25 protein-coding genes and 1 riboswitch are annotated in these 23,425 nt (G+C 71.8%); of the genes, 13 read left to right on the plus strand and 12 right to left on the minus strand.

Annotated elements, in window-relative coordinates; genetic code table 11:
- The first annotated feature begins 20 nt into the window (after positions 1-20).
- The 3 genes from macS to PV682_RS07145 are packed head-to-tail and all read left to right on the plus strand — an operon-like array spanning position 21 to position 2,968.
- Positions 21-1,220 carry a MacS family sensor histidine kinase gene (gene macS / locus PV682_RS07135; RefSeq protein ID WP_319725174.1) on the plus strand — a complete coding sequence of 400 codons (1,200 nt, stop codon included), beginning with the start codon at positions 21-23 and terminating at the stop codon, positions 1,218-1,220.
- On the plus strand, positions 1,217-1,885 hold the full coding sequence (locus PV682_RS07140; protein WP_319725176.1) for a response regulator transcription factor: 669 nt from the start codon (positions 1,217-1,219) through the stop codon (positions 1,883-1,885). Before macS ends, PV682_RS07140 begins: the two co-directional genes overlap by 4 nt.
- A 54-nt stretch (positions 1,886-1,939) precedes the next feature.
- Complete coding sequence (locus tag PV682_RS07145) at positions 1,940-2,968, plus strand: 6-phosphofructokinase (RefSeq protein ID WP_319725177.1); 1,029 nt, start codon at positions 1,940-1,942, stop codon at positions 2,966-2,968.
- On the opposite strand, the gene PV682_RS07150 is transcribed toward PV682_RS07145, so the two are convergent.
- Entirely contained in the window at positions 2,965-4,788 is a 1,824-nt protein-coding gene (locus PV682_RS07150; protein ID WP_319725179.1) for an anthranilate synthase family protein, read from the minus strand. The genes PV682_RS07145 and PV682_RS07150 overlap by 4 nt on opposite strands.
- A 95-nt stretch (positions 4,789-4,883) precedes the next feature.
- Positions 4,884-4,940 carry a trp operon leader peptide gene (locus PV682_RS44275; protein ID WP_407705620.1) on the minus strand — a complete coding sequence of 19 codons (57 nt, stop codon included), beginning with the start codon at positions 4,938-4,940 and terminating at the stop codon, positions 4,884-4,886.
- A 96-nt stretch (positions 4,941-5,036) separates the two neighbouring features.
- Between PV682_RS44275 and PV682_RS07155 the strand changes: the two genes are divergently transcribed.
- Positions 5,037-6,392: a class II 3-deoxy-7-phosphoheptulonate synthase gene (locus tag PV682_RS07155; protein ID WP_055723975.1), complete on the plus strand. Its 1,356-nt coding sequence runs from the start codon at positions 5,037-5,039 to the stop codon at positions 6,390-6,392.
- Between the two features lie 121 nt (positions 6,393-6,513).
- Positions 6,514-6,735 carry a (2Fe-2S)-binding protein gene (locus PV682_RS07160; RefSeq protein WP_319725181.1) on the plus strand — a complete coding sequence of 74 codons (222 nt, stop codon included), beginning with the start codon at positions 6,514-6,516 and terminating at the stop codon, positions 6,733-6,735.
- Here PV682_RS07160 and bfr read toward each other — a convergent pair.
- The gene (bfr, locus tag PV682_RS07165) at positions 6,732-7,211 is read right to left on the minus strand and encodes a bacterioferritin (protein ID WP_112475516.1); all 480 of its coding nucleotides are present in this window, start codon (positions 7,209-7,211) and stop codon (positions 6,732-6,734) included. The genes PV682_RS07160 and bfr overlap by 4 nt on opposite strands.
- 186 nt (positions 7,212-7,397) lie before the next feature.
- Between bfr and PV682_RS07170 the strand changes: the two genes are divergently transcribed.
- Positions 7,398-8,030, plus strand: a complete 633-nt coding sequence (locus PV682_RS07170) for a sulfite oxidase-like oxidoreductase (RefSeq protein ID WP_319725184.1) — start codon at positions 7,398-7,400, stop codon at positions 8,028-8,030.
- Positions 8,031-8,033: 3 nt separating this feature from the next.
- On the opposite strand, the gene PV682_RS07175 is transcribed toward PV682_RS07170, so the two are convergent.
- The 6 genes from PV682_RS07175 to thiO form a co-directional block, all read right to left on the minus strand.
- Complete coding sequence (locus PV682_RS07175; RefSeq protein WP_319725186.1) at positions 8,034-8,504, minus strand: DUF4396 domain-containing protein; 471 nt, start codon at positions 8,502-8,504, stop codon at positions 8,034-8,036.
- 75 nt (positions 8,505-8,579) lie between these two features.
- Positions 8,580-9,446, minus strand: coding sequence for a deoxyribonuclease IV (locus tag PV682_RS07180; RefSeq protein ID WP_319725188.1), 867 nt, complete (start codon positions 9,444-9,446; stop codon positions 8,580-8,582).
- Positions 9,447-9,637: 191 nt separating this feature from the next.
- Positions 9,638-11,554 carry a Stk1 family PASTA domain-containing Ser/Thr kinase gene (gene pknB / locus PV682_RS07185; protein ID WP_319725190.1) on the minus strand — a complete coding sequence of 639 codons (1,917 nt, stop codon included), beginning with the start codon at positions 11,552-11,554 and terminating at the stop codon, positions 9,638-9,640.
- Between the two features lie 467 nt (positions 11,555-12,021).
- Complete coding sequence (locus PV682_RS07190) at positions 12,022-12,816, minus strand: thiazole synthase (protein WP_319725192.1); 795 nt, start codon at positions 12,814-12,816, stop codon at positions 12,022-12,024.
- A gap of 3 nt (positions 12,817-12,819) precedes the next feature.
- A complete protein-coding gene (thiS, locus tag PV682_RS07195; protein WP_319725194.1) occupies positions 12,820-13,020 on the minus strand; it encodes a sulfur carrier protein ThiS in 201 nt (66 codons plus the stop codon).
- On the minus strand, positions 13,017-14,183 hold the full coding sequence (gene thiO / locus PV682_RS07200) for a glycine oxidase ThiO (protein WP_319725196.1): 1,167 nt from the start codon (positions 14,181-14,183) through the stop codon (positions 13,017-13,019). Before thiO ends, thiS begins: the two co-directional genes overlap by 4 nt.
- Positions 14,181-14,293: riboswitch (TPP riboswitch) on the minus strand. (Overlaps the previous gene by 3 nt.)
- Before the next feature lie 52 nt (positions 14,294-14,345).
- Here thiO and PV682_RS07205 point away from each other — a divergent pair.
- From PV682_RS07205 to PV682_RS07230, 6 genes are all read left to right on the plus strand, one after another.
- Positions 14,346-14,690, plus strand: a complete 345-nt coding sequence (locus PV682_RS07205; RefSeq protein ID WP_319725198.1) for a hypothetical protein — start codon at positions 14,346-14,348, stop codon at positions 14,688-14,690.
- A 32-nt stretch (positions 14,691-14,722) separates the two neighbouring features.
- Complete coding sequence (locus PV682_RS07210; protein ID WP_319725200.1) at positions 14,723-15,961, plus strand: NAD(P)/FAD-dependent oxidoreductase; 1,239 nt, start codon at positions 14,723-14,725, stop codon at positions 15,959-15,961.
- Between the two features lie 123 nt (positions 15,962-16,084).
- Positions 16,085-16,450 (plus strand): Rv2175c family DNA-binding protein, encoded by a 366-nt coding sequence (locus tag PV682_RS07215; RefSeq protein WP_055721929.1) that lies wholly within the window; start codon positions 16,085-16,087, stop codon positions 16,448-16,450.
- Between the two features lie 91 nt (positions 16,451-16,541).
- On the plus strand, positions 16,542-17,186 hold the full coding sequence (gene thiE, locus PV682_RS07220) for a thiamine phosphate synthase (protein WP_319725202.1): 645 nt from the start codon (positions 16,542-16,544) through the stop codon (positions 17,184-17,186).
- A 138-nt stretch (positions 17,187-17,324) separates the two neighbouring features.
- Positions 17,325-18,248 carry a methylenetetrahydrofolate reductase [NAD(P)H] gene (gene metF / locus PV682_RS07225; RefSeq protein ID WP_055725468.1) on the plus strand — a complete coding sequence of 308 codons (924 nt, stop codon included), beginning with the start codon at positions 17,325-17,327 and terminating at the stop codon, positions 18,246-18,248.
- A 59-nt stretch (positions 18,249-18,307) separates the two neighbouring features.
- Positions 18,308-19,252 (plus strand): SCO2102 family sporulation regulator, encoded by a 945-nt coding sequence (locus tag PV682_RS07230; RefSeq protein ID WP_319725206.1) that lies wholly within the window; start codon positions 18,308-18,310, stop codon positions 19,250-19,252.
- A 65-nt stretch (positions 19,253-19,317) separates the two neighbouring features.
- On the opposite strand, the gene PV682_RS07235 is transcribed toward PV682_RS07230, so the two are convergent.
- From PV682_RS07235 to PV682_RS07245, 3 genes are all read right to left on the minus strand, one after another.
- Positions 19,318-20,895 (minus strand): phytoene desaturase family protein, encoded by a 1,578-nt coding sequence (locus PV682_RS07235; protein ID WP_319725208.1) that lies wholly within the window; start codon positions 20,893-20,895, stop codon positions 19,318-19,320.
- A 68-nt stretch (positions 20,896-20,963) separates the two neighbouring features.
- Positions 20,964-21,575, minus strand: coding sequence for a DUF4126 domain-containing protein (locus PV682_RS07240; protein ID WP_319725211.1), 612 nt, complete (start codon positions 21,573-21,575; stop codon positions 20,964-20,966).
- A 416-nt stretch (positions 21,576-21,991) separates the two neighbouring features.
- Complete coding sequence (locus PV682_RS07245; RefSeq protein ID WP_055722826.1) at positions 21,992-22,618, minus strand: TetR/AcrR family transcriptional regulator; 627 nt, start codon at positions 22,616-22,618, stop codon at positions 21,992-21,994.
- A 200-nt stretch (positions 22,619-22,818) separates the two neighbouring features.
- Between PV682_RS07245 and PV682_RS07250 the strand changes: the two genes are divergently transcribed.
- Positions 22,819-23,361 carry an SAV_6107 family HEPN domain-containing protein gene (locus PV682_RS07250; RefSeq protein ID WP_319725216.1) on the plus strand — a complete coding sequence of 181 codons (543 nt, stop codon included), beginning with the start codon at positions 22,819-22,821 and terminating at the stop codon, positions 23,359-23,361.
- Positions 23,362-23,425 lie beyond the last annotated feature (64 nt).

Genomic DNA, 23,425 nt, shown 5'->3' on the forward strand with positions numbered 1-23,425 from the left:
TGGTCTAGGGGGTGGGGGACATGCCCAAACGGGAACGCGTCATGCGCATGTCGGTCGAGCAGCCGCTGTGGCGTGCGCTCACCGGCTACCGCGTCCTGACCATGCTGTACGCGATCGGCCTGTTCATCAGCGCCTACGACGACTTCGACCGCCCCGAGGTCGCCTTCGTCTACTTCCCGCTGCTGTTCATATGGACGCTCGCGACGCTCCCCCGCGTCGCGAGCGCCGCCAACTGCACCAAGCGCTTCCTCGCCGCCGACCTCACCGTCGCCGTCGTCGGCATCCTCCTCACCCCCCTCGCCGTCACCGACGAGCGCATCAACTCCGGCGGCCCCACGCTGCCGTCGATATGGACGGCCGGCTCCGTCCTCGCGTTCGCCATCAAGGGCGGCTGGCGCTGGGCCGCCTTCGCCTCCACGCCGGTCGCGGTCGCCAACCTCATCCAGCGCGGGGCGCCCGCCCACGACACCGTCCACAACGTGATCCTCGTCTGGGTCGCCGCCATCGCCATCGGGTACGTCGTCGAGGTCGCCCGCGCCTCCGAGCGCACCCTCGCCCGCGCCCTGGAGATCGAGGCCGCGACCCGGGAGCGCGAACGGCTCGCCCGGGACATCCACGACAGCGTCCTCCAGGTCCTGGCCATGGTCCAGCGCAGGGGCGCGGTCATCGGCGGAGAGGCCGCCGAGCTGGGCCGCATGGCCGGCGAACAGGAGGTCGCCCTGCGCACCCTGGTCTCCGGCGGCCTCGCCCCCGTCTCCCACGTCTCCGAGGACCTCACCGAGGGCGCCGTCGTACGCCTCGTCGACGAACCCGACCCGGACGGCCCCGCCGACCTACGGCCGCTGCTCGCCCCGTACGCCTCCGCCCGCGTCAGCCTCGCCGAACCCGGCGCCCCGGTCGAGCTGGCGCCCGCCGCCGCCCGTGAACTCGCCGCCGCCGTCGGCGCCGCCCTGGACAACGTGCGCCGGCACGCCGGGGACGACGCGCACGCCTGGATCCTCGTCGAGGACGAGCCGGACGAGGTGATCGTCACCGTCCGCGACGACGGGCCCGGCATCCCCGAAGGGCGCCTCGCGCAGGCCGAGGGGGAGGGGCGGCTCGGCGTCGCCCAGTCGATCCGGGGCCGGCTGCGCGACCTCGGCGGACGCGCCGAACTGATCTCCACGCCCGGCCAGGGCACCGAAGTCGAACTGACGGTCCCGAAGAAGGGCAGGACATGAGCGGCATCAAGGTGATGGTGGTCGACGACCACCCGATGTGGCGCGACGCGGTCGCCCGGGACCTCGCCGAGCACGGCTTCGACGTCGTCGCCACCGCCGGGGACGGCGACCAGGCCGTACGCCGCGCCAAGGCCGCCGTCCCCGACGTCCTCGTCCTCGACCTCAACCTCCCCGCCAAACCCGGCGTCCAGGTCTGCAAGGAGGTCGTCGCCGCCAACCCCGCGCTGCGCGTCCTCGTGCTGTCCGCGAGCGGGGAACACGCGGACGTTCTGGAGGCCGTCAAGTCCGGCGCGACCGGGTACCTGCTGAAATCGGCGTCCACGGAGGAGCTGCTGGACGCCGTGCGGCGTACGGCCGTCGGGGACCCCGTCTTCACGCCCGGGCTCGCCGGGCTCGTCCTCGGCGAGTACCGCCGCCTCGCCTCCGACCCCGCGCCCGCCTCCGGCGGCGGCGACCAGCCCGACGCGCCCCGGCTCACCGACCGCGAGACCGAGGTGCTGCGCCTCGTCGCCAAGGGCCTCAGCTACAAGCAGATCGCCGAACGCCTCGTCATATCCCACCGCACGGTCCAGAACCACGTACAGAACACCCTCGGCAAGCTCCAGCTCCACAACCGGGTCGAGCTTGTCCGGTACGCGATCGAGCGGGGTCTCGACGACGAGTGAACCGCGCGCAAGACTGACACCTCGTCAGGTCGGTCGGGCGAAGGGACTTGTTCCATGCGCGTCGGAGTACTGACCGGGGGCGGCGACTGCCCCGGCCTCAATGCCGTCATCCGGGCGATCGTCCGCAAGGGCGTCCAGGAGTACGGCCACGAATTCACCGGGTTCCGCGACGGCTGGCGCGGACCCATGGACGGCCGCGCCGTCCCCCTCGACATCCCCGCCGTACGCGGCATCCTCCCGCGCGGCGGCACGATCCTCGGCTCCTCCCGCACGAACCCCTACCGGGAGGAGGGCGGCGTCGAGCGGATCAGGGCGACGCTGGCCGCGCAGGGCGTCGGCGCGCTCATCGTCATCGGCGGCGAGGACACCCTCGGCGTCGCCGCGCGCCTCTCCGACGAGGAGGGCATCCCCTGCGTCGGCGTCCCCAAGACCATCGACAACGACCTCTCCGCGACGGACTACACGTTCGGCTTCGACACGGCCGTGGGCATCGCGACCGAGGCCATCGACCGGCTCCACACCACCGCCGAGTCCCACATGCGCGTCCTGGTCGTCGAGGTCATGGGCCGCCACGCCGGATGGATCGCGCTGCACTCGGGCCTCGCCGGGGGCGCGAACGTGATCCTCATCCCCGAGCAGCGCTTCGACGTCGACCAGGTCTGCGGCTGGGTCACCTCCCGCTTCCGCGCCTCCTACGCCCCGATCGTCGTCGTCGCCGAGGGCGCGATGCCGAAGGACGGCGACCTGGTCCTCAAGGACCAGTCCCTGGACTCCTTCGGACACGTACGCCTCTCGGGGGTGGGCGAATGGCTGGCCAAACAGATCGAGAAACGGACGGGCAACGAGGCCCGGACGACCGTCCTCGGCCACGTCCAGCGCGGCGGCACCCCGAGCGCCTTCGACCGCTGGCTCGCCACCCGCTTCGGCCTCCACGCGATCGACGCGATCCACGAGGGCGACCACGGCGTGATGGTCGCCCTCCGGGGCACCGACATCGTCCGGGTCCCCCTGGCGTCGGCGACGGAGAAACTGAAGACGGTGAACCCGAGACTGTACGAGGAGGCAGGGGTCTTCTTCGGCTAGCCGACCGGCTTCAGGGCACCCATCAACTCCCGTACGATCCCTGCTCCGTCGAGCGTCAGGATCGACTCCGGATGGAACTGCACCCCCGCGAACCCGGGCCCGCGCAGAGCGTGCACCTCCCCGTTCGCGGCCCTGCTGACCTCCACGTCCGTCTCCTCGCCGCACCGCGCCACGAAGCTGTTGTAGAAGCCGACCGTCTCCCGCCTCCCGAACAGGTCGATCTCCACCTGGGCCCCCTGGAACGGCACCTCCTTCCGCACGATCTCCATCCCCAGCTCGGCGGCGACGAGTTCGTGGCCGAGGCACACCCCGAGCACCCCGTGCCGATGCCCGCGCAGCAGCTCTCCGGCCAGCTCCCGCAGGAACCGCATCTTCGGGTCGGTGAGGTCGGAGGGGTCGCCGGGGCCGGGGCCCAGGACGACGGGGCCGGGGTGCGCGAGCACGGCCTCGCGCAGCCCGGGTTCGTCGTAGCGGCGGACGGTCACGTCGAGGCCGTTCGTGCGCAGGACGTGCGCCAGCATCGCCGTGAAGGTGTCCTCGCCGTCGACGACCAGCGCATGCCCGTCCAGTCCCGGCGTCCGCTCCTGCATCCGCAGCCAGAACGGCGCCAGGGACGACCGGCGTCCGTCCAGCGCGGCCCGCACCCGGGGGTCGTCGGACAGCCGCGGCCGGCCCCGCTCGGAACGCGGCCGGGACGGACGTACCCCCAGCGCCGCCAGCACACCGGCCGCCTTCGCGTGGGTCTCCGCCACCTCGCTCGCCGGATCGGACCCGCGCACCAGGGTCGCCCCGACGGACACCCGCAGCCGCCCCTCGGCGGAGATGTCGGCCGTACGGATCAGGATCGGCGAGTCGAGGGTCTGCGCGCCCCCGGCGTCGCGGCCGAGCAGCGCCAGCGCGCCCGCGTAGTACCCGCGCCCCCCGGACTCGTGCCGCTCGATGACCCGGCACGCGTTCTGCACGGGCGAGCCGGTGACGGTCGCGGCGAACATGGTCTCGCGCAGCACGTCACGGACGTCGAGGGAGGACTTGCCCCGGAGTTCGTACTCCGTGTGCGCGAGGTGCGCCATCTCCTTCAGCCGGGGCCCGATCACCACCCCGCCCATGTCCCCGACCGTGCACATCATCTTCAGCTCCTCGTCGACGACCATCGACAGCTCCTCGATCTCCTTGCCGTCGGCGAGGAAGCCCAGCAGGTGCTCGGGCGTCGGCCCCTCGGCGGGATAGCGGTACGTCCCGCTGATCGGGTTCATGACGACGGTCCCACCGGACATCCGCACGTGCACCTCGGGGGACGCGCCGACGAGGGTCCGCTCACCGGTGTGCACGACGAACGTCCAGTACGCGCCGCGCTCGCCGACGAGGAGCCGCCGGAAGAGGGCGAGGGCGTCTTCGCGGGAGAAGCCGCCGATATGACCTTCGTACGTACGCCGGATCACGAAGTTGGCCCCCTCACCGCTGCCGATCTCGTCGCGCAGGACGCGTCCGACGATCTCGCCGTACTCCTCGTCGTCGACGTCGAAGCGGCCGTCGGTCACGCGGACGTCGTGGGCGGGGAGGTGCTCCAGCGCCTCGTCCAGGGTGAGGGTGTGGGTCTCCTCGGGGATCAGGACGGTCAGCGGGGTGCCGTCGTCGCGTACGTCGAAGCCGCGCTCGCGGATCTGGCGGAACGGGATCAGCGCGAGCCCGTGGTCGGGGAGGTCCGCGAGGCGGTCGTACACCTCGGTCGGGCCGATCAAGAGCTCGACGGTGTCGCCGTCGTGGCCGGGCGTGCGGCGGCGCAGGAGCGCGAAGGGGCGGGGATCGTGCAGGAGGTCCATGTGGTGGCTCTCTCTGTGGGAGAGAGACGGCCCCGGGAAACCCTGGGAAACACGAAGGCCGCCTCTCGGGGCGGCCTGTGGGATGTACGCGCAGATCAGCGGGCCGCCGGGGGAGCGGTCCACCACCAGGTACGGGTCGAGTGCGCGAACATGCGGCGTACCCTACAGCACACCGTCGCCGTCCCACCCGTGTCTCACCTTTCGAGCCATGCGAAAACCGGTCGACACGACCCCGTAATGTGGAGCCCGTGACCGTGAACGCTGATTCCCAAGCCGTCGCCGCGCTGGCGACCTGGCGCGACCTGCCCGCGGCGCAGCAGCCCGAGTACCCCGACACCGAGGCGCTGCGCAAGGTCGTCGCGGAGCTCGAGTCGTATCCGCCGCTCGTCTTCGCGGGGGAGTGCGACCAGCTGCGCAGCCGGATGGCGGCCGTCGCCAAGGGGGAGGCGTTCCTTCTCCAGGGCGGCGACTGCGCCGAGGCGTTCGACGCCGTGGGCGCCGAGCAGATCCGCGCCAAGCTGAAGACGCTCCTCCAGATGGGCGCCGTCCTGACGTACGCCGCCTCGGTGCCGGTCGTGAAGGTCGGCCGTATCGCCGGCCAGTACTCCAAGCCGCGCTCCAAGCCGACCGAGACCCGTGACGGCGTGACCCTGCCGACGTACCGCGGCGACTCCGTCAACGGCTTCGACTTCACCGAAGAGGCCCGGATCCCGGACCCCGAGCGGCTGAAGCGGATGTACCACGCCTCCGCGTCGACGCTGAACCTGGTGCGCGCCTTCACCACCGGCGGCTACGCCGACCTGCGCCAGGTGCACGCCTGGAACCAGGACTTCGTGAAGTCCTCGCCGTCCGGCCAGCGCTACGAGCAGCTCGCGCGCGAGATCGACAACGCCCTGAACTTCATGCGGGCCTGCGGGACGGACCCGGAGGAGTTCAAGACCGTCGAGTTCTACTCCTCGCACGAGGCGCTGCTGATGGACTACGAGTCGGCGCTGACCCGCGTCGACTCCCGCACCGGCAAGCTGTACGACGTCTCCGCGCACATGGTGTGGATCGGTGAGCGCACGCGCCAACTGGACCACGCGCACATCGAGTTCGCGTCGAAGATCCGCAACCCGGTCGGCGTCAAGCTGGGTCCGACGACCACGGCCGAGGAGGCGCTCCAGTACGTCGAGCGCCTCGACCCCGACCGGGAGCCCGGGCGGCTGACGTTCGTCGTCCGCATGGGCGCCGACAAGGTCCGCGACAAGCTCCCCGAGCTGGTCGAGAAGGTCACCGCGTCCGGCGCGGTGGTGGCCTGGGTGACCGACCCGATGCACGGCAACACCTTCGAGGCGGCCTCGGGCCACAAGACCCGCCGCTTCGACGACGTGCTCGACGAGGTCAAGGGCTTCTTCGAGGTCCACAAGGGCCTCGGCACCCACCCGGGCGGCATCCACGTCGAGCTGACCGGCGACGACGTCACCGAGTGCGTGGGCGGCGGCGACGAGATCTTCGTCGACGACCTGCACCAGCGCTACGAGACGGCCTGCGACCCGCGGCTCAACCGCAGCCAGTCGCTGGACCTCGCGTTCCTGGTGGCGGAGATGTACCGCGACCAGTAGGTCTCAGGACATGCCTTGGGGCGCGGATCACATGCGATCCGCGCCCCTTCGCACTTTTGCGGCACCTGTCCGCCGGGTAAGGTTAGGTTCACCTAATCGTTCTGGTGGGAGGTGAGTCCGCGTGTACGTGTGCAGCTGCTTCGGCGTGACCGAGGCGCAGGTCCTGCGGCACGCGGACGACGGCGCCTGCACGCCCCGCCAGATCGCCTCCGCCTGCAAGGCCGGTACGGACTGCGGCTCGTGCGTCCGCCGTATCCAGGCGATCCTCGGCCGGGGGGCCTGCAAGTCGGCGGTGACGCGGCTGGAGTCGGTGGAGCCGGTCTCCCTGGAAGAGGCCGCCTAGCTCTCCGGCTGCTCGATCAGCTGGGCGATGTAGAGCGCCTCGCCGAGCTTCTCGACCAGTTCGAGCTGGGTGTCGAGGTAGTCGATGTGGTGCTCCTCGTCCTCCAGGATCGACTCGAAGATGTTCGCCGACGTGATGTCGCCCTTCTCGCGCATCACCTTGATGCCGCGCTTCAGGCGGTCGATCGCCTCGACCTCGATCATGCGGTCCGCCTCGAACATCTCCTTGACGGTCTGGCCGATCCGGACGTGGAAGAGGCGCTGGTAGTTCGGCAGGCCCTCCAGGAAGAGGATCCGGTCGGTCAGCACCTCGGCGTGCTTCATCTCGTCGAACGACTCGTGCCGGGTGTACTTCGCGAGTTTCGTCCAGCCGAAGTTCTCCTGCATCTTCGCGTGCAGGAAGTACTGGTTGATCGCCGTCAGCTCACCCGTGAGCTGCTCGTTGAGGAATTCGATGACTTCCGGGTCGCCCTGCATCGCCAAGGCTCCTTCCGTACGGGATCTGTGGGGGGATCTATGGGTGGATCTATGGGGGAGGACGCGGCCGATGATGGCACTGGTGCGGAAGATCGTCCAGTAAGTGCGGGCTTAGTAAGTAAGGGCATGCTTAGTTCGAATTGCCCCGATTTTCGGGTTCGTATTTGTATCTGTCAGGATGGAGTCATGGGTCGTCCGGTGGAGCGGGAATCAGGAGAGAGCGGACCGTCCGAGCTTCCGCCGGGGCAGCGACTCCAACGAGGCTGGCCGGTCACGCACTACGGCCCCGTCCCCAAGTTCCGCCCCGAGCGCTGGGACTTCCGCGTCTTCGGCGCCACCGCCGACGGGGAGAAGCACAGCTGGAGCCACGAGGAGTTCGCGGCCCTGCCGTACGCGACCGTCGTCGCGGATCTGCATTGCGTGACCAAATTCAGCATGCTCGGCGCGGAATGGGGCGGTATTCCGGCGCGTGCGGTCCTCGCGCTCGCGCCGCCCGCCCCCGAGGTCACACACGTCATGGTGTGGGCCGAATACGGGTACAGCGCCAACCTCCGGCTCGCCGACTTCACCGATGCCCGCACCCTCTTCGCCAGCCACAAGGACGGCGAACTCCTCACCGCCGAACACGGATTCCCGCTGCGGCTCGTCGTGCCCCACCTCTACGCCTGGAAAGGGCCCAAGTGGGTGCGCGGCATCGAGTACATGACCGCCGACCGGCGCGGGTTCTGGGAGGAGCGGGGCTATCACAACGTCGGCGACCCCTGGCGCGAGCAGCGGTACTCGTACCAGGAGGGGCCGGGGGAGGGGCCGGAACTCTGAGATTCAGTGGTGGTGTTGGTGGACCACCGCGTGGCCTTTGCCGCGCCCGATCATCCACTTGTTCACCGGGACGGTGACGAGGAACGCGATCACCAGGGAGATCGCGAGGGAGCCCCAGAACAGGACGTCCGCCAGTTCCGCGTCCATCGCGTCCGGCCACAGCGCGATCACGCCGTTGTCGATCAGCTCCATGACCGCGATCGACAGGGTGTCCGCGGCCAGCGCCACCCGGATGGCCGCCTTCAGCCCGAGCCCGCTCCTCAGCACCCCGCGCAGGGTGAGCGAGTAGCCGAAGAAGAACGCGAGCACGATCGCGAGGACCGTGGTCGGGAGGTTCCCCCACCCGGCCGCCGTACCGATCACCATCCCCAGCACTTCACCGATGGCGCAGCCGGTGAGGCAGTGGAGGGTGGCCTGGATCGCCATGGCCCAGGTCGCGGGCGTGGGGTGGTGGGCGTGCGCCTCGTGCTGCATGGGGGCTCCCGGGGGTCGGTTGCGGGACCTGCACCGGGCTGAACTGTATACCCCCCTAGGGTATTCCGTGCCGGGTCAGCCGTCCCGGAGTTCCTTCAGCCGCGCCACGTCCGCCGCGTGGCCCTCCTTGCCGCCCGGTGTCTCGATGACGAGCGGGACGCCCTCCGTCGCCGGGTGGGTCATCAGGGCGCGGAAAGGGTCCTCGCCGATGTGACCGGCGCCGATGTTCTCGTGGCGGTCCTTGTGCGCGCCCACGACGTCCTTCGAGTCGTTCGCGTGGATCAGCTTCAGGCGGCCCTCGCCGACCGTACCGACCAGCAGGTCGAGCGTCTGGTGCATGCCGGTCGGGCCCGTCAGGTCGTGGCCCGCGGCGAAGATGTGGCACGTGTCCAGACAGACGCCGAGCTTCGGGTGGGCGTCCAGGGCCTCGAAATACGGGCCGAAGTCCCAGGTGCGGGAGCAGAGGGACGAGCCCTGTCCCGCCGTCGATTCGAGCAGGAGGTACGGGTCGTCGTCGTGGGTCAGCTCGTCCAGCAGCGGCAGCATGTGCTCGCGGACCTGGCCCAGCGCCACCTTCCGCTCCCGGCCGCCGGTCGCGCTTCCCGTGTGGACGACGACCCCGAGCGCCCCGATCGCCCGCGCCCGCCGCAGGGAGTGCCGCAGCGACTCCACCGACTTCTCGACGGTCGCCTCCGTGTGGGAGCCGAAGTTGATCAGGTACGGCGCGTGCACGTACGCCGGGACACCCCGCTCCGCGCACGCCTCCCGGAACGCCTCGTCCTGCCGCGGGTTCCCCGCCGGCGTCGCCCACCCCCGCGGGTTCGCGACGAAGACCTGCACGGTCTCCGCCTTCAGCTCCTCGGCGTACGAGAGACCGACGGAGTGCAGACCACCGGCCACGGGGACGTGGCCGCCTACGGGGTTACGGGAGGGGAAGTTCACGCTTCCAGGGTGTCACGCGGGGTGGGGGGCTCCGCGCCGGGTACGGGGGCGGGGCCGGGGGCTGGGCTGGTCGCCGGGGCCGTCGGCCGCGCTGACCGCTGGTGCCGTTGGCCGAGCTGAGCGCTGGTGCCGGTGGCCGGTGCTCGCCGGCCCCGGCCGCCCCGCCGTCCCCGTACCCCCTCATCACCCCCTCACCGGATGGTGATCGTGATCGTCGACCCCTTCGGCGCCGTCTTCCCCGCGTCCACCGACTGGTCCTTCACCGTGTCCCCGAAGAGGCCCAGCAGACCCCGGTCCTCCTCGACCTTGAAGCCGGACTGTTCGAGCTGCTTCTTCGCGTCGTCGACGCTCGATCCGACGACGTCCGGGACCTCGACCATCTCCGGGCCCTTGGACAGGGTCAGCGTGACCGTGTCGCCCTCGGCGGCCTCGCCGTCCGCGCCGGGCGACTGCTGCGCGACCTTGCCCTTGTCCAGCTCGGAGTTGACCTGCGTCGAGGAGATCTCGACCTTGAGGCCGGCCCCCTCCAGCGCGGTCGTCGCCGCGTCGAGGTCCTGCCCGGTGACGTCCGGGATCTCGACGGACGCGCCCTTGCTGACGACCAGCGCGACGGCGGACCCGGCACGCCGGGACGTGCCGACCGCGGGCGTCGTACGGATGACGGTCCCCTTGGTGACCGAGTCGTTGAACTCGCTGGTCACGACGCCCGGTTCGAGCCCGGCGGCGGTGAGGCGCTTGCTCGCCTCGGCCTGCGTGAGACCGGTGACGTCCGGGACGCGGACCGTCTGCGGGCCGTCCGAGACCGTGAGGGTCACCGAGTCGTTCTTGCGGATGCGGGCGCCCGGCGCGGGGTCCGTGCTGATGACGGTTCCGCGCCGCACCGTGTCGCTGTAGGCGTGCTTCACGTCGCCGACGGCGAGCCCTGCGTCGTCCAGCCGCTCCTTCGCGACCGCCTCGGTCTGCGTGAGGACCGCGGGGACGTTCGTGAACTGGCCCGAGTTGATGTACCAGACGCCCGTACCGATCCCCAGGACCAGCAGGACCCCGGCGACGACCGCGACGACGCCCCGCCGGCGCCGCACCGGGCTCCTGCGCGGCGGGGGCGGGGGCGCCTCGAAGCGGGACGTGTGCTGGACGTCCTCCTCCTCGTTCACCGGCAGCAGGCGCGGGACCGTCAGCGACCTCGGGATCACGCTCGTACGGTCCTGCGCGATGTCGTGCTCCGACGCCGTCGACTGCGGCGGCACCGCGTCCAACTGCTCCTCGCTGAGCGCTCCGCGCGCGGTGCGGACCTGGCCCAGCAGCTCCACCGCGTCGTTCGGCCGCACGTCCGGTGTGCGCGCCGTCGCCGACGCGACCAGCTCGTCCAGCTCGTACGCCAGACCCGGTACGGCCGCCGAGGGCGGCGGGACGTCGTCGTGCAGGTGCTTGTACAGCACGATCGCCGGGGTCTCGCCCTCGTGCGGCTGCGCGCCGGTCAGCATCTCGTACAGCAGGACCCCGCACGCGTACACGTCCACGCGCGCGTCCGCCGTGCCCCTCTCCGTCTGCTCCGGCGCCAGATACGCGACCGTCCCGAGCACGCCCCCCGTGCTCTCCGTCACCGTCCCTACGGACCGCACCAGCCCGAAGTCCGCGACCTTGACCCGGCCGTCGTCCCCTATCAGCACGTTCTCGGGCTTCATGTCCCGGTGCACGAACCCGGCACGGTGCGCGGCGCCCAGCGCTGCCAGCACCGGCTCCAGAATGTCCAGCGCGGCCCGGGGCTGAAGCGCACCCCGCTCCCGCAGCACATCCCGCAGCGTGCACCCGGCGACGTACTCCATCGCCAGATACACGTAAGGCCCATCGGCCCCCTGATCGAAAACCTGCACCACATTCGGGTGCGCCAACCGGGCGACCGACTTGGCCTCCCGGATGAACCGCTCCACGAACACGCCGTCCGCCGCCAGCGCCGGATGCATCACCTTCACGGCCAGCACCCTGTCCAACCGCATGTCCACGGCCCGATAGACCGTAGCCATCCCGCCAACCGCGATCCGCGCATCGACGCGATAACGCCCATCGAGCACCTGCCCGACGAGAGGGTCCTGAAGGGTCGTATCCACGCCGCCGAGTCTACGAGCCACCACTGACACAGAGATCCGCCCACCCGGAATGGGAACACCCTTGTGACGCGAAACCCCCCTGACCCCTGGAGGGAAGGGTTCCGTCAGTGGCGGGGATCACGGGGCGGGGGGAGAACACGACTGACGACCGGGCCGCCACCCGAGCCCGACATCCGCGCCCGCGCGGAAGCCGCGTGCCTGGTCGGCACCCGCGACCGGAGGTCCTCCGACCCATCCGCGCCCGCGCGCGGGAGCCGCAGCCGGAGCGCCTCGGCTGCCCGGTGGAGACCCGCACATCCGAGCCTGCGGAGGGCGCAGCGTTCCCGGCCTGCGCCGCCCCGCGTCACGCGCATCCGCGCCCGCGCGGAAGCCGCGTCTGTGGTGGGGCTTCGGACGGGAAGCCCCACGGGAGACGCCAGCCTCTCGGCCGACTGGAAACGGTGGTGCGTGGGTGGGGAAGGGAGCGGTCAGAAGGACGGGCGTTCAGGGTCGAACGCCGCCAAGCCCTCCGCCGGGGACGACGCCTCCGCGAAGTACCGGCGAGGGATGCGCCCCGCCAACCGCGCCGAGCGCCCCGCCTCGACCGCGCTGCGCATCGCCGATGCCATCAGGACGGGGTCCTGCGCCCGCGTGACCGCGGACGCCAGCATCACCCCCGCGCACCCCAGCTCCATCGCGAAGGCCACATCGGAGGCCGTCCCGGCCCCCGCGTCGAGAATCACCGGCACGCGCGCGTGCTCGACGATCAACTGGAAGTTGTGGGGGTTGCGGATCCCGAGCCCGGACCCGATGGGCGACCCGAGGGGCATCACCGCCGCACACCCCACATCCTCCAGCTTCCGCGCGAGGACGGGATCGTCGTTCGTGTACGGCAGCACAGTGAACCCGTCGTCCACCAGCACCTCCGCCGCCTCCAGCAACTCGACGGGATCCGGCAGCAGCGTCCGCTCATCGGCGATCACTTCGAGCTTGACGAGCGACGTCCCGAGCGCCTCCCGGGCGAGCCGGGCGGTGAGAACGGCCTCCCCCGCGGTGAAACAGCCGGCCGTATTGGGCAACACCCGAACCCCGAGCCGATCAAGAACGGACAGAACCGATCCCTGGGTGGAGGGATTCACCCGCCGCATGGCGACGGTCGTCAGCTCGGTCCCGGACGCGACGAGCGCACGTTCGAGGACATCGAGACTGGCCGCACCCCCGGTCCCCATGATCAGCCGCGAGGAGTACGCCGTACCCCCCAGCAGAAACGCGTCATCAGCCATGACTCAACCTCCCTGGACAGCCGTGAGCACTTCGACGCGATCCCCGTCGGAGAGAACGGTCGTGGACCACCCCGCGCGCGGGACGACGATCTCGTTGAGCGCGGCGGCGACCCCGGAGGGAACGGGCGCGAGCGTACGGACGACGGAATCGAGCACCGTCCCCGCGTCGACCACCCGCACCTCGCCATTGACGGAGATGTTCATACGGCGTGCTCCAGAAGCGAGCCGGCACCGAAGCGCCGGGGAGTGAAGGAACGGGCTTCCTCGGGTAGCTCACCGCAGGTCAGCGCGTGCGCGAGCGCGTCCCCGGTGACCGGCGTCAGCAGGACCCCGTTGCGGTGGTGCCCGGTCGCGAGGAGCAGCCCGGCGAGCCCGGTCGGCCCGAGAAGGGGCGCGTTGTCGGGCGACCCGGGCCGCAGCCCCGCACGCGTCTCCGTGAGCGGCAGCTCGGTGATCCCGGGCACCAGCTCGTGCGCGTCGCGCAGCAACTCGTACACACCCCCCGCGGTGACGGCGGTGTCCCACCCCTGCTCCTCGGTGGTGGCCCCCACGACGAGCTCCCCGTTCGCACGGGGCACGAGATACACGTGACTCCCGCGCACGACGGCCCGCACGGTACGGCTCAGGAAGGGCGCGTACGCGGCCGGCACGGCGAGCCGCAGCACCTGCCCCTTCACGGGCCGCACGGGCGGCCGTACGGCGTCGGGGACCCCGTCGAGCCGCGCGCTGAGGCTGCCCGCGGCGAGCACGACCTGCCCGGCGCCGAGGAACGCACCCGCGCGCGTGTGCACGCCGGTGGCCCGCCCCCCGGTGACGTCGAGCCGCGCGGCCCACTCACGGTGGAAGGCGACCCCCGCGCGCGTACAGGCGACGACGAGCGCGGCGGCGAGCCGACGGGGATCGACCTGATGGTCGCCGTCGACGCGCAGTCCCCCGCGCACACCGGGCGCGAGCATGGGCTCCAGACGGCGGCACTCCCGCCCGGACAGCCACTCCGACTCCAGCCCGGACTGCCGTTGCAGCACGTGCAGGTCACGCAGGTGGGCCCGGTCGTCGGCGTCGAGCGCGACGGCGAGCGTCCCGCAGCGGCGGTAGCCGACGTCGTGCCCGGTGACCTCGGTCAGCTCGGCCACGAAATCGGGGTACCGGCGCGCGGAGGCGAGGTTCAGACCCAGCAGGGTCTGCTCGCCGTGGTGCAGTTCGGTGACGGCGGCCAGCATCCCGGCGGCGACCTGAGCGGCCCCGCCCCCCGGCTCGGGATCCACCACAGAGGCCCTCAGGCCGCGCTGTGCGGCCCGCCAGGCGGTGACCAGCCCGATGATCCCGCCCCCGACCACGAGGACGTCAGACGGACGCGTAGGCGACATGGGCGTCCAGCCCCTCCCTTCGCCGGCATGACCCGGATCAGGTTCGTACGGTCGGAGGCCGGCCAGCCTCCCTCTCAGCCCGGTACGCCCGGGCTCCCGCGAGTGCTTTACGTTGGCACCACCCTAGCCCGCACCCCCCGCACCTCGTAAAGGGAGCCTCAGTTGACCCTCGACGGCCTCGTGTTCGCCCCCGTCGCCGACCAGGCGCCCGGCCAGGTCGGCACGGGCACCCGGTTCACTTACCACGAGTCCGACGGCGTGGTCTGGGCCGACTACGCGGGCGGGGACGTCGTACGCGGCCACCTCGTCGGCACGCGCGCGGGCGACCGCGTCGACTTCCGCTACGTCCAGCTGCGCACCGACGGGACGACCGCTTCCGGCCACTGCGTGTCGACCGTCGTGATCCTCCCCGACGGACGTCTGCGGCTCGACGAGACCTGGGAGTGGGAGTCCCAGCGGGGCACCGGTACGAGCGTTGTGGAGCAGGTCACGAAGCCGGGCCCCTGACTGACTCACCGTCACGCAACTATGGTGATCGAGTGAGCGAGCAGACGCAGGAGCAGGAAACGGACGCCCCGCGCGTGGTCGTCGTCGGCGCCGGGATGGCCGGGGTGCAGACCGCGGTCGCCCTGCGCGAACAGGGCTTCGCCGGGACGGTCACCGTCGTCGGCGCGGAACCCCACCAGCCGTACGACCGCCCGCCGCTCTCCAAGGCCGTCCTCCTCGGCAAGTCCGACGGCTCCGCCTTCGACATCGACTTCCCGGGCCTCGGCATCGACCTCGTCCTCGGCCGCGAGGCCCTCGCCGTGCGCCCCTCGGATCACGTCGTCGACACGGACGCCGGTACGGTCCCGTACGACGTCCTCGTCCTCGCCACCGGCGCCGAACCGATCCTCCTGCCCGGCACGGAGGGCGTCCCCGGCGTCCACCTCCTGCGCACCCTCGACGACGTCGAACGCCTCCGTCCCGTCCTCGCCGACCAGCACGACGTCGTGGTCGTCGGGGCGGGGTGGATCGGCGCCGAGTTCGCCACCGCCGCGCGCGAGGCGGGGTGCGCGGTGACGGTCGTCGAAGCGGCGGACCGCCCCCTCGCGGGCGCGCTCCCCGCCGACGTCGCCGCACCCATGACCTCCTGGTACGCCGACCTCGGCGTCGAACTGCGCACCCACGCGCGCGTACGGAGCATCGAGCCGGGCGCCGTTGTGCTGGACGACGGCACGCGCATCCCCGCGGGCGCGGTCCTCGTCGGCATCGGCGCGCGGCCCGCGACGGCGTGGCTGCGCTCCTCGGGGGTGACCCTGGGCTCCCACGGCGAGGTCGTCACCGACGAACACCTCCGCACGTCCGCGCCCGACGTCTACGCCGTCGGCGACTGCGCCTCGTTCCCCTCCGTGCGCTACGGCGAACGCCTCCTGATCCACCACTGGGACAACGCCCTCCAGGGGCCCCGCACGGTCGCCTCGAACATCCTGGCGTCCGCCACCGGCGCGCCCCTGACCGCCTACGACCCCGTCCCGTACTTCTGGTCCGAGCAGTTCGGGCGGTTCGTGCAGTACGCGGGGCATCACGCGGGGGCCGACACGATGATCTGGCGCGGTGACCCGTCCGGACCGGCCTGGTCGGTGTGCTGGCTGCGGGAGGGGCGCCTGGTCGCCCTGTTGGCCGTAGGACGGCCTCGGGATCTGGCGCAGGGGAGGCGGTTGATCGAGGCGGGGGCCGTGATGGATGTGGTGGTGCTGGGGGACGCGGGGGCGCCGTTGAAGTCGGCGGTGGCGTGAGGGAGCGGCTGGTTCGGCGGCCGGGTGCCGGCGGTCCCGGCAGGCTCTCGGCGTGGGTGTCCGGGTGGGTGTCCGGGTGGGCTCCGCTTCCGCGTGTCAGTGGCAGATGGCAGGCTTGATGTCGTGACCGAGATTGACACGAAGATCGACGCTCTTGTCCCCGCCTGGCTGACCCTGCCCGACATCGCCGAACTGCTCGACGAGGAGGTGACGCGCGTACGGCAGCTGGTGAAGGAGGGCCAGCTGATCGCCGTCCGCCGCGGCGAGAACCGCGCCCTGCACGTCCCCGCCTCCTTCATCGACGGCGACAAGGTCGTCAAGGGCCTCTCCGGCCTGCTGACGCTCCTGCGGGACGACGGCTTCACGGTCGAGGAGATGATCGAGTGGCTCTTCACTCCCGACCCCACCCTCCCCGGCACCCCGGCCCAGGCACTCCTGGAGAACCGGGGCACCGAGGTCAAACGCCGGGCCCAGGCACTGGCGGTCTGACCGACACGCGGTGAGGTACGGCCGTGCCTCCCGGAGAGACACGGCCGTGCCCCACCCGACACCACCGACCGACCCACCCCGGGGGGACCCCATGCCCGACGCCGCAGTACAGCTAGCCGACGCCCGTCTCTACCTCTGCGTGGACGCCCGTAAGCGCCAGGGCGACCTCCCGGAGTTCCTGGACGCCGTGCTCGCCGGGGGAGTGGACATCGTGCAGCTCAGGGACAAGGGGCTGGAGGCGGCGGAGGAGCTGGAGCACCTCGCCGTGTTCGCGGACGCCTGCGCGCGGCACGGCAAGCTCCTCGCCGTGAACGACCGCGCGGACATCGCGCATGCCGCCGCCGCTGACGTACTGCACCTCGGCCAGGGCGACCTTCCCGTCCCCGCGGCGAGGGCGATCGTGGGCCCGGGGACGCTGATCGGCCGCTCCACGCACTCGGCGGCGGAGGCGGAGGCCGCGGCGGTCCAGGAGGGCGTCGACTACTTCTGCACGGGCCCCTGCTGGCCCACCCCGACGAAGCCCGGCCGCCCGGCCCCCGGCCTCGGCCTGGTCCGCCACACCGCGTCCCTCGCCCCCGCCCGCCCCTGGTTCGCGATCGGCGGCATCGACCTCACGAACCTCGACGAGGTCCTGGAGGCGGGCGCCCGCAGAGTGGTGGTCGTCCGCGCGATCTCGGAGGCGACCGACCCCGGCGAGGCGGCGGCGCGCCTCAAGAAACGCTTGAACGAGGCGTGACCGGGGAAGGCGGCGCAGCCGCCGGACCTGCCCACTTCCCCTACGCCCCGTCCGATAAACGGACACCGCACCCGTGGATTAGGGCAAATTTCCGAGGGCCGGTTGGGGGAGTGGCCCGGTGCTGGCTAACCTGCGGGTATGGCCCTCGGAACCGCATCCACAAGGACCGACCGCGCGCGTACGGTGCGTGACATCCTGGCGTCCGGCAAGACGACGTACTCGTTCGAGTTCTCGGCCCCGAAGACGCCCAAGGGCGAACGGAGCCTGTGGAGCGCGCTGAGGAGAGTCGAGGCGGTGGCACCGGACTTCGTGTCGGTGACCTACGGTGCCGGCGGCTCCACGCGCGCGGGGACGGTGAAGGAGACCCAGCAGATCGTCGCGGACACGACGCTGACGCCGGTCGCGCACCTGACCGCCGTGAACCACTCGATCGCCGAACTGCGCAACATCATCGGCCAGTACGCTGACGCCGGGATCAGGAACATGCTCGCGGTCAGGGGAGACCCGCCCGGCGACCCGATGGCCGACTGGATCGCGCACCCCAGCGGACTGACGTACGCGGCGGAACTGGTCCGCCTGATCAAGGAGTCCGGCGACTTCTGCGTCGGCGTCGCCGCGTTCCCGGAGATGCACCCGAGGTCGGACCACTGGGACACGGACGTCGCGCACTTCGTCGACAAGTGCCGCGCGGGCGCGGACTACGCGATCACCCAGATGTTCTTCCAGCCCGAGTCCTACCTGCGCCTGCGCGACCGCGTCGCCGCCGCGGGTTGCGACACCCCGGTCATCCCCGAGATCATGCCGGTCACCAGCGTCCGCATGCTGGAGCGGCTCCCGCAGCTCAGCAACGCGGTCATCCCGTCCGCCCTGAAAGAGCGGATCCTCACAGCGAAGGACGATCCGGCCGCTGTACGCTCCATTGGTATCGAATTCGCCACGGAGTTCTGCGCGCGGCTGCTCGCCGAGGGCGTCCCCGGACTGCACTTCATCACGCTCAACAACTCCACGGCGTCGCTGGAAATCTACGAGAACCTTGGCCTGCACCATCCCCCGCGGGCCTAGACCGGTCGCACGGAAATAAGACACACTGCGTAGCGGCCACTGGGAGAAGAGGGGCGTACATGGGCTGGACGGTCCTCTACATCGCGTTCGGCGTCGTCGCACTCTGGCTGCTCGGCGAGGTGCTGTTGCAGTACAAGGCGCGACTGCGCTGGCGGCTGCTGGCGTTCGCCGGCTTCCTGGGCGTCGTCTTCGGTGTCCTGATTCCATCGGTCCCGGTGATCGCCGTCGGCGCGGTCGCGTTCGCGATCGGGCAGACGTACGTCACGCTGTCGTTCCGCAAGGGCTTCGAGTCCGGCTGGGCGGTCAGCCGCCCGGGCCTCGCGGAGGGCTTCACGAAGCGCCGCAAGGGCAAGAAGGCCGACGACGACGATCCGGCCGCCCCCGCGACCCCGCCCCCCGGCACGGCCGAGGCCCCCGACGCGCCGTACGAGGCCGCCGACCCCGCCCTCGACGCCGCGGCCACCGCCGCCTTCGAGCGCGCGACCGGCGGCTACGACGACGACTTCGACCACGACGACGTTTTCACCCCGGCCCGCCCCCTCAACCAGTCCGCCGACACGGTCTACGAGCCCCAGCCGATGCCGGACGAGACCGGCACGTACGGCGTCTACAGCGACACCGCGTACGCGGCGGCCACCGGCCAGGACCAGTACGCCGCCTACTACGACCAGCAGCAGGCGTACGGCTACGACGCCACCGGCGAGCAGCAGCAGTACGCCGCCTACTCCGACCCGTACATCGGCACCCAGACCTACGGCACGGGTTCGTACGACACCACCGGCTACGACCAGCAGCAGTACGGCACCCAACAGGGCTACCCCCAGGACCAGTACGCCCAGCAGGGCTACACGGAGACCCCCGCGGGCGGCGTCTGGGTCCCCCAGCAGCGCAACACGGACGACCCGCCCTACGGCGACCTCCCCGCCGACCAGCAGTACTACCAGGACGGCCAGGGCCAGCAGCAGCACGGCAACGGGTACGACGAGCAGCAGTACCGTTTCTGAACCGCCGGGCGTGCGCAGCCGATCCTGCCGGGAGCGTGCGCCCCGTGCCCCCGCCGCTCACCTCCTCACTGCGACCCCCTGAACTCCGGCCCCTCCACGATCAGTCCCGCCACCAGTGCCCCCGACATGCCCGCGTGCGGCAGTCCTCCGCCGGGGTGGGACCAGCCGCCCACGGTGAACAGGCCGGGGAGGGCGGTCGTGTTGGACGGGTGCAGCAGCCGGCCCTCCGCCGCGGCCAGCGCGGGGGGCGGAATCGAGCCACCTTCCGCGCCGGTCGCCGCCGCGACGTCCGCCGGGGTGCGCACCTCACGCCACAGGAGCCGCTCCCGCAGGCCCGGTACGGCCCGTTCGGCGGCCGTCAGCATCGCCTCCGCCGCGGCCTCGTGATCCCCTCCGGCGCCGGCCGGGACCGTGGCCGTGAGGACCATCGCCTCGTGCTCGGCGTCCGGAGCCAGGGTCGGGTCGTCCGGGCGCAGGACGGTGACCGTGGGGGAGGCCGGGGCCGTCGGCTCCGCCCCGAAGAGGGACGCCAACTCGGCCTCGCGGTCGGGGGTGTGGACGACGGTCAGATGCGGGGTGCCCCCGGGGCGAGCGCCACGCAACGCGAGCAGCACCGTCAGCCGGCTCGGCAGCCCCCGCTGCGGCTGCACCTCGCCCTCCCCGCGCGCGGGGACACCGAGGAGGCCGGGAGCAGCGCCGGTGACGACGAAGTCGGCGTCCACGAGGGTGCTGCCGGGGGCGGCGCCGTCGGCCAGGTACTCCCGGGAGGCGCTGCCGGTCGGCGAGCCGTGTGCGGTCCTCCCGTTCGGTGAGTTCCGCGACGTGCTCTCCGTCACCTCCACCCCCGCGACCCGGCCGTCCTTCTCCACCACCCGGACGACCTCCGTGCCGAACACGAACTCCACCCGCCGCGCGAGGCACCGCTCGTACACCGCGCGGGCCAGTTCACGCAGGCCGCCCTGGACGTACCAGGTGCCGAACGCGTGCTCCATGTACGGCAGGACGGCCGCGCTCGCGGGCGCCGTGCGGGGGTCGAGGCCGTGCGCGAGGGCGTGGCTCTCCAGCAGTGCGGTGAGGCGCGCGTCGCGCAGCTCCCAGGCGCCGACCTTGGCGAGCGTGCCCGCCCTGCGCGTGCGCAGGAGCCGCTTGTGCGGGACCGACGGGTACGGCTCGCGCCCGGCCAGCACCTCCCAGTTCGGCCACAGGGGCTCCTCCAGCAACGGCCGCCGCATACGGTCCCACGCCTCGCGCGCCCGCACGAGGAAGTCCCCCCATCGCGCGCCCGCCCCCGCCCCCAGCGCCTCGTCCAACGCCGCGACCACACCCGCGCGCGAGGCGTTCGGCAAGGACACCGCGCTCCCGTCCCCGAACACGTGCCGCGCCGAGGGGTCGACCTGGGTCAGCCCGACGACGTCCTCCAACGCCTCCTTGCCGGTCTTGACGAACAGATCCCGCCACACCGCGGGCAACGTCAGCACCCCGGGCCCCACGTCGAACCGGAACCCGTCCCGCTCCCACCGCCCGACCCCGCCGCCGTACGTCTCCCCCCGCTCGTACACCACCACCCGGTGCCCCGCGATCGCCAACCGCGCAGCCGCCGCCATCGCGCCCATCCCGGCGCCGATCACCACGATCCGTCCCATGCCGGCGACTGTATCGGCCACCACTGACAGCGAGGCCGGGGCGGGTCGCCCCACCCGCCTCCCTCACCTCACCCTGACGGCCCGCTTCGCCCCGCCGGCCTCCGTTCCTCCCGGCGTTGCGCCCTCCGGCGCAGGAAACGGCGGATTCGGGAGACGAGGAAGACCAGGAGGACCACGCCGACGACGAGCAGCGTGCCCGCGATGATCGCCGCCGCCTCCGGATGGAACATCGCGAAGGTCACCAGCCCTCCGACGCCGAGATCCTCCGCAAGGCTCACGATCAGGTTGCTGAAGGGCTCGGGCGACGTGTTGACGGCCATCCGCGTGCCCGCCTTGACCGCGTGGCTCGCGAGGGCCGTGGAGCCGCCCAGGAGGCCCGCGGCGATGTCGGAGAGGGACCCGGAGTGGCCCGCGAGGAGCGCGCCGACCCAGGCGCCCGCGACGGGCCGGATCAGCGTGTGGACGGCGTCCCAGACGGAGTCGACGTACGGGATCTTGTCGGCGACCGTGTCGCACAGGAACAGCACGCCCGCGACGACCAGGACCTCAGGGCGTTGCAGGGTCTCCGGGATCTCGTCGCTGAACCCTGTCGCGCCGAACACGCCGAGCAGCAGCACCACCGCGTACGCGTTGATGCCGCTGGCCCAGCCGCTGGTGAACACGAGGGGGAGTACGGACACGGACGCGATGGTAACCAGGGCGGGACGAGCCGGCCTGGTGATGAGCACACAGCTCTGAGTATCCGTACCTAACCCCCGAGATGAGTACGCGCGCGGATGGGTGCCGACCTGCGTGAACGGGAGAGTGGAGGCACGGAAAGGGGCCCGGCGCCGGTACCGCCGACACGGGGCGGCGGAACCGGCACCGGTCCCGGACCGCTCCTTCCGCCGGCCTGGTCGGCGGGAGCGAGGCACGGGGGACCCCTGGGGGGAACGACCGGACGGGGGACCGACGGGGGAATCGGGGGAACAGGGGGAAACGGGGGGGAGCAAGAGGAAGCGCCGGTTCGACGGTGGCCCGCGGGGGACGCGGCCACGTCGGACCGGCGCTTTCGTCGTACGCCTCGGTAAGGGGCGCTACTCCAGGAGGGCGCCCCTTACAGCCGCCCGCTCACCCGCCCCTGCAACAGCCGCGACAGCGCCGCGTGGACCTCGTCCAGCGACCGCTCCGGCTGGAACGCCTGCCAGTCCAGCGCCGCGACCAGCACCATCCCGACGAGCGCGGCGGCGGTCAGGGGTACGTCGATGTCGTCCGCGAACTCGCGTTCCTCCACGCCCGCGCGCAGGACGTCCTCGACGACGGCCACCGCCTCCTTCCGCACGACCATGAGGGTCGACTGCCAGGCACGGTTCGTGCGCCACAGCTCGGCCACGTACAGCTGGGTGAACGCGGGATACCGGTCGATGAAGACGAGCCCCGCGCGGATCATCGCGTCGAGCGCGTCGACCCGCGTGCCGCCCGCGCGCGCGGAGCGCTCGGCCGCCTCTCTCAGGGAGGCGGTCAGCAGGCCCACGCCGTGTCGCAGCAACTCCTCGAAGAGGACGGACTTGCTGGCGAAGTTGTAGTACACGGTGCCCTTGGCGACGCCCGCGCGCTCGGCGATCTCGTCCACCGTGGTGGCGGAGAACCCCTGCTCGGCGATGAGCGTGACGGCCGCCTCGTAGAGCTTCTGCCGAGTGGCCTCGCGGCGGGTGCCGCCGCCCGACGTGGTGCTGCTTTCCATGCGTCGATTCTCACAGGAACGGGAGCGCCGGGGGACCGGTTCGAAGATCGCGGCGAAGGCGGGACGCGAAAGGCGGCCAGAAGGGGTGATCGAACTCCTGACCGAGACAAAAGACCAGGTCAGAACGGATTGTCAGTGGCATACCTCACGATGGGCACATACGGCCACAGTGCCGTCACCCAGACGACAGGAGGTTCGTCATGGCCAGCAACCGCGCGGCAGCCGCCCACCGGCACAGCGTCACCGGCCCTGCCCCCTCACTGAACGGCCCGGCGAGCGACGTGCACCCCGTCCTGCGCCGGGCCACGGCCCCGCCCGCCGCCCTCGACCTGCTCACGCAGGCGCGCACAGGGCTGGACGAGGCCGCCGTCCTCGACACCCCCAACGAGCGGTACGCCACGGCGCACCTCGCGGCGCTGCGCACCGCCGCCGCCGTCCTCGCGGCCCGCGCCCGGCCCGACCTCACGCCCCGGCGCCGCGCCCGCATCCGCAGCGCCTGGGAGCTCCTCCCCGAGATCGCCCCCGAACTCGCCGAGTGGAGCGCCCACTTCGCCGCGGGCGCCACCCGCAGGGCCCGCGCCGAGGCCGGCATCGTCGGCGCGGCGTCCCCGCGCGACGCGGACGACCTCATACGCGACGTCGCGATGTTCGTGCGCCTGGTGGAGCGCCTGCTGTCCGTCCAGCCGGTCCTGCCGCGCCAGAACCCGCCGGGAGGCGACCGCGACTACCCGCACGCGGGCTGACGGCACGGCCGAGGCAATAGGGTGGACGCGCACGAAGCCCTCACCTCGGGGGTGTCCGTCCGCC

Source organism: Streptomyces niveiscabiei, from assembly GCF_033794345.1.
In the GTDB taxonomy this organism is placed as follows: domain Bacteria; phylum Actinomycetota; class Actinomycetes; order Streptomycetales; family Streptomycetaceae; genus Streptomyces; species Streptomyces niveiscabiei.